Source organism: Neisseria sp. P0021.S005, assembly GCF_051956955.1.
Genome location: NZ_JBQCWY010000225.1, coordinates 1 through 4,448, shown reverse-complemented (window position 1 = coordinate 4,448; position 4,448 = coordinate 1). Strand labels below are relative to the sequence as shown.

Sequence of the window (4,448 nt, the reverse complement as noted above, 5' to 3'; positions counted from 1 at the left end):
AACGACGATTTCTTTGAATTGATGCGCGGTAAATAAGCATAAGGCCGTCTGAATATGTTTCAGACGGCCTTTACTTTGCTTGAGGAACCTTTATGACCATCCGAATGAATTGGCAAAACTTATTATCCACCCAACGCTTCCGTACTAAAAACGGCGAAATCGTGCCGACCGTTACCCCTTCGACTCAAGAAGGTGCCGATGCCTTGCGTACGGATTTTCACATCGACTACGACCGGGTTGTTTTTTCCGGAGCCTTCCGCCGCCTTGGCCGTAAAACACAGGTGCATCCGCTGGCGCAACATGACTTGACGCACAACCGCCTGACGCACAGCGTTGAAGTTGCCAGCGTGGGCAGGAGCTTGGGCAACCGCGTGGGCGTGATGTTGCATAACGGCGGTTTTCTGCCGCAGGGCAATACGCCCAGCGATATTGGTGCCGTGGTGCAGGTTGCCTGTTTGGCTCATGATTTGGGCAATCCGCCGTTTGGCCATACCGGCGAAGATGCTTTGCGTGATTGGTTCAGACGGCCTGAACATCAAATTTATCTGAACACATTAAACGAAGCGGAACGCAACGATATTCAAACCTATGAAGGCAATGCGCATAGCCTGCGTATCGTCGCCAGCCTTGAAATGTATCCGGAGGCAGGCGGAATGCGCCTGACTGCGGCAGCCATCGGCGCATTGCTGAAGTATCCGTGGACAACGCAACATCCAAACGGCAGAAAGAAATTCAATATTTATCAAACCGAGTTGCCGTTTATCCGTCAAGTTGCCGACGAATTGGGGCTGGTTTCCGCGGGAGTAGACAGCTGGGCGCGCCATCCTTTGTCTTATTTGATGGAGGCTGCCGACGATATTTGCTATGCCTTGCTGGATTTGGAAGATGCCGTCGAATTGGATTTGCTCACGGATACGGAAGTAGAAAGTATTTTGTCCGAGCTGACCTTTGCCGAAAGCGCATGGCACGCCAGCTCCAGCCGTCAGCGTTGCGCCATGTTGCGCGGCATTGCGATCGGCAAGGCGATTGATGATGTCGCGCAAACCTTTATGCTGCATCAGTCCGACTTGTTGGACGGAACATTCAAAGGCAAAGACCTGCTTGCTCTGTGCAGCCCGCAAGTGCAAAACACTTTGGCAAAAGCGAAAGAATTGGCACAAACACGGATTTTCCGCCATCACACCAAGCTCTTGACCGAGATTGCCACGTTCCCATGCTTAGGCTCCATCTTAGATTTGCTCGTCCCTGCCGCCTATGCCCTGATTGCAGAAAAACAGTTAGCAACGCGTCAGTCTTTGGCGTTGGAATTATTGAAAAAGCACAATCCGATTCTTCCTGAAGACAGTCTGTATCAGGCCTATATGAAGATTTTGGATTTTGTCGGCGGCATGACCGATAACTCCGCCGCTAAAATGGCGCAGGATTTGTCAGGAGTAGGGATTTTACGTTAATTTTATATTGTTTAACTTCAATTGGTTAAATAAAAATATAAAAAGTTTCTGTGAAAAGAGTAGACAGGCTTTAGTAAAGCCTATATCATTCGGTCTTCTTGATTCACAACGCACTTGCGAAGTGATGAGGATGCACCCGTAGCTCAGTTGGATAGAGTATCTGGCTACGAACCAGAGGGTCGGGCGTTCGAATCGCTCCGGGTGCGCCACAAGATTTATCCGCGCCCATCGTCTAGCGGTTAGGACATCGCCCTTTCACGGCGGTAACCGGGGTTCGATTCCCCGTGGGCGTGCCAGTTTTCAAAAAAAACGCAATCTGTTTCAGATTGCGTTTTTTTATTGCATTTACTGTTTGTGTTCTAAGGCCGTCTGAAATGCTCAGCAACTCAAGAGACAGAAGTGTGTAAAATCAATTGCCCTGAATTTTGTCATCTCTATGCGCTTTTCAATCTCATTTTACCATTGTCAAAACCCGATTTATTGACAACAGTATTCATCTTAAGAGTTCCTAAACCTGAATTTACATGATTTCATATTTATAATTTCTTGATTTTAGAAAATAAAAATATTTATTTGAACTTTTCTTAAAAAATGCCGTCTGAGATAAAGACAAGACGGAATATCTCTGTTAATGTGTAAATGTCAGCCGGCGTTTGCCGGTTTTTTATTGAAACCATTTGGGAGTCAATTATGAATATGAATGTTAAATTAATCGTTCCTGCCGTTTTGGCGGCTGTTGCCCTGACTGCATGTAGCAGCGGTTCTAAAGCTAAACCTGAAGCTAAAGCTGCGCCTACTGCGCAACAACAAACTCAAGCTCAGGCTCAACAAGCTCAAGCTCCAGTACCTAATACTTTGAAAGTAGACTCTATCGACGGTACTAAAGAAGTTCACTACAAATGCGGTAAAGACGGCAAAGAGCCTCTGAGCGTAATGTATGGCTTCAAAGGCAACGAAGTTGTTGCTGCACAAGTAAAATACAAAGGCCAAGTAACTGAAAACCTGTTCCGTATTACTGACAGCAGCAAAGATGTAAACGCATTCTGGGGCGGCAATGTTGCTTGGATTGCTGAAGCAGCCACTGCAGCCAACGTGGACAAAGTTGATGGCAACATGCTGACTATCCGCGGTACTACCGAAGTAAATGGCAAACAAGAAGTGGTTGACCAAATCGCTACCCGTTTCTGCGCATTGGACAAAGGCGCGAAAGCTGCCGCTAAACCAGCTGCTAAAAAAGTGAAAAAATAATCTTTTACCGACAGCTTTAAACGCTGGGTAAAATAAAACAGGCCGTCTGAAAAGTTTTCAGACGGCCTGTTCTTTTGAGCAGTTTAACCCAAGAACCAGAATTTCAATGCCCACAACACGGCGACAATCCATACCATAGGCGGTACGTCTTGAGTGCGGTTGCACAAGAGTTTGATGAGTGCATAGCTGATAAAGCCAAACGCAATACCGTCGGCAATCGAGTAGGTAAACGGCATGAAGACGATGGTCAGGAATGCCGGTGCGGCTTCGGTCATGTCGTCCCAATCGATTTCACGCGCGCTGCGCAACATTTGCGCGCCAACATAGAGCAGGGCGGGTGCGGTAGCGAATGCAGGAATGCTTTGAACCAGCGGGGAGAAAATCAGACAGGCAAGCATCAGTACGCCGACGGTAACGGCAGTCAGGCCGGTACGGCCGCCGGCAGAAACGCCTGCCGCGCTTTCAACGTAAGGGGTGGTAGAAGAAGTACCCAAGGCGGCGCCTGCAACGATGGCGGTAGAGTCGGCAAGCAGGGCGCGTTTCAAACGCGGCAGTTTGCCGTCTTGCAACAGGCCTGCGCGGTGGGAAACGCCGACCAATGTGCCGGTAGAGTCAAACAGGTCAACCAGGAAGAATACAAAAATCACGCTGACCATGCTGACGGTGAATAAGCCTTTGAAGTCCATCTGCATGAATGTTGGTGCAATGCTCGGAACTTCGCCGACCACGCCTTTGAACTCGCTCAAGCCCAAGATGGTGGAGACGGCGGTCAGCGTTAGAATGGTAATGATGATAGAGCCTTTAACGCGGAAGTGGCCAAGTGCAACCACCATGACAAAGCCTGCCATCGCCAGCAGGGCGGTGGGCTGGTGGATGTCGCCCAAGCCGACCAATGTGGCAGGATTAGCCACAATCACGCCTGCGCCTTTGAGTGCAATCAATGCCAAGAAGAGGCCGATACCTGCGGCAATCGACATTTTCAAGCCCATAGGCAGGGCGTTGACCAGCATTTCGCGTACTTTAAAGAAGCTGAACAGGATGAAAATAATGCCTGAAATGAAAACGGCACCCAAAGCCACACGCCAGTCCACGCCCATGCCTTTGACGACGGCAAAGGTAAAGTAGGCGTTCAAACCCATGCCCGGAGCGAGGGCAATCGGGTAGTTGCCGACAAAGCCCATCACGAAACAGCCGATGGCGGAGGCGATACAGGTGGCCACAAATACTGCGCCCATATCCATGCCGGTTTCGCCCAAAATCAGGGGATTGACGATGATGATGTAGCACATGGCGAGGAAGGTTGTCACACCGGCCATAATTTCCGTGCGGACGTTGGTCTGATTGGCGTTGAGGTTGAATAATCTTTCCAAAACGCTTTGATTTGAAGAACTCATTTCGAGATATTCCTTTGGGGAAAGCCGTTTAAGGACGGTATCAGCGGGTTTAACTGCCGGAAGCTCGGATTTGCTCCTTAACTTCTCAACAGATAAGGGAATTTTCGGGCGGTATTATACTGAAAAGCCTTTTGTTCGGGTAATAAAAATACATGAATCAGATAATGCCGGGCCAAGCCAAGATAAAGGCCGTCTGAACAGTTTCAGACGGCCTTTGTTTGTGTGTGCTTATACCGGTTTGCCTTTCAGGGAGAAGGTGTAGGCTTCGGTGATTTCCAAATCGATCATTTGGTTGATCATGTCGGGTGTGCCGGTAAAGTTGACCACGCGGTTGTTGGCGGTACGGGCTTGCAGT

The 4,448-nt window shown here is 49.0% G+C and carries 4 protein-coding genes and 2 tRNA genes; 4 read left to right on the top strand and 2 right to left on the bottom strand.

Annotated features, from left to right (window positions below; translation table 11 throughout):
* Positions 1-92 precede the first annotated feature (92 nt).
* The 4 genes from ACTHUE_RS11495 to ACTHUE_RS11480 all read left to right on the top strand — a co-directional run bounded on the left by ACTHUE_RS11495 (position 93) and on the right by ACTHUE_RS11480 (position 2,699).
* Positions 93-1,451: a deoxyguanosinetriphosphate triphosphohydrolase gene (locus ACTHUE_RS11495; protein ID WP_049336415.1), complete on the top strand. Its 1,359-nt coding sequence runs from the start codon at positions 93-95 to the stop codon at positions 1,449-1,451.
* 132 nt (positions 1,452-1,583) lie between these two features.
* Positions 1,584-1,660, top strand: a tRNA-Arg gene (locus tag ACTHUE_RS11490).
* Positions 1,661-1,672: 12 nt separating this feature from the next.
* Positions 1,673-1,747, top strand: a tRNA-Glu gene (locus ACTHUE_RS11485).
* 394 nt (positions 1,748-2,141) lie between these two features.
* On the top strand, positions 2,142-2,699 hold the full coding sequence (locus ACTHUE_RS11480; RefSeq protein WP_039862107.1) for a hypothetical protein: 558 nt from the start codon (positions 2,142-2,144) through the stop codon (positions 2,697-2,699).
* Between the two features lie 83 nt (positions 2,700-2,782).
* Here ACTHUE_RS11480 and ACTHUE_RS11475 read toward each other — a convergent pair whose 3' ends face one another.
* Together ACTHUE_RS11475 and ACTHUE_RS11470 are read right to left on the bottom strand one after the other, a co-directional pair.
* Positions 2,783-4,093: an NCS2 family permease gene (locus ACTHUE_RS11475; protein ID WP_004519556.1), complete on the bottom strand. Its 1,311-nt coding sequence runs from the start codon at positions 4,091-4,093 to the stop codon at positions 2,783-2,785.
* Between the two features lie 228 nt (positions 4,094-4,321).
* Positions 4,322-4,448: TRAM domain-containing protein (locus tag ACTHUE_RS11470; RefSeq protein WP_440423506.1), on the bottom strand; the 127-nt coding region annotated here is incomplete at its 5' end.

Excerpts from the sequence above, each read along its gene's own strand:
- ACTHUE_RS11495 (WP_049336415.1), top strand. The coding sequence starts at position 93 with ATGACCATCCGAATGAATTGGCAAAACTTATTATCCACCCAACGCTTC.
- ACTHUE_RS11475 (WP_004519556.1), bottom strand. The coding sequence starts at position 4,093 with ATGAGTTCTTCAAATCAAAGCGTTTTGGAAAGATTATTCAACCTCAAC.
- ACTHUE_RS11480 (WP_039862107.1), top strand. The coding sequence starts at position 2,142 with ATGAATATGAATGTTAAATTAATCGTTCCTGCCGTTTTGGCGGCTGTT.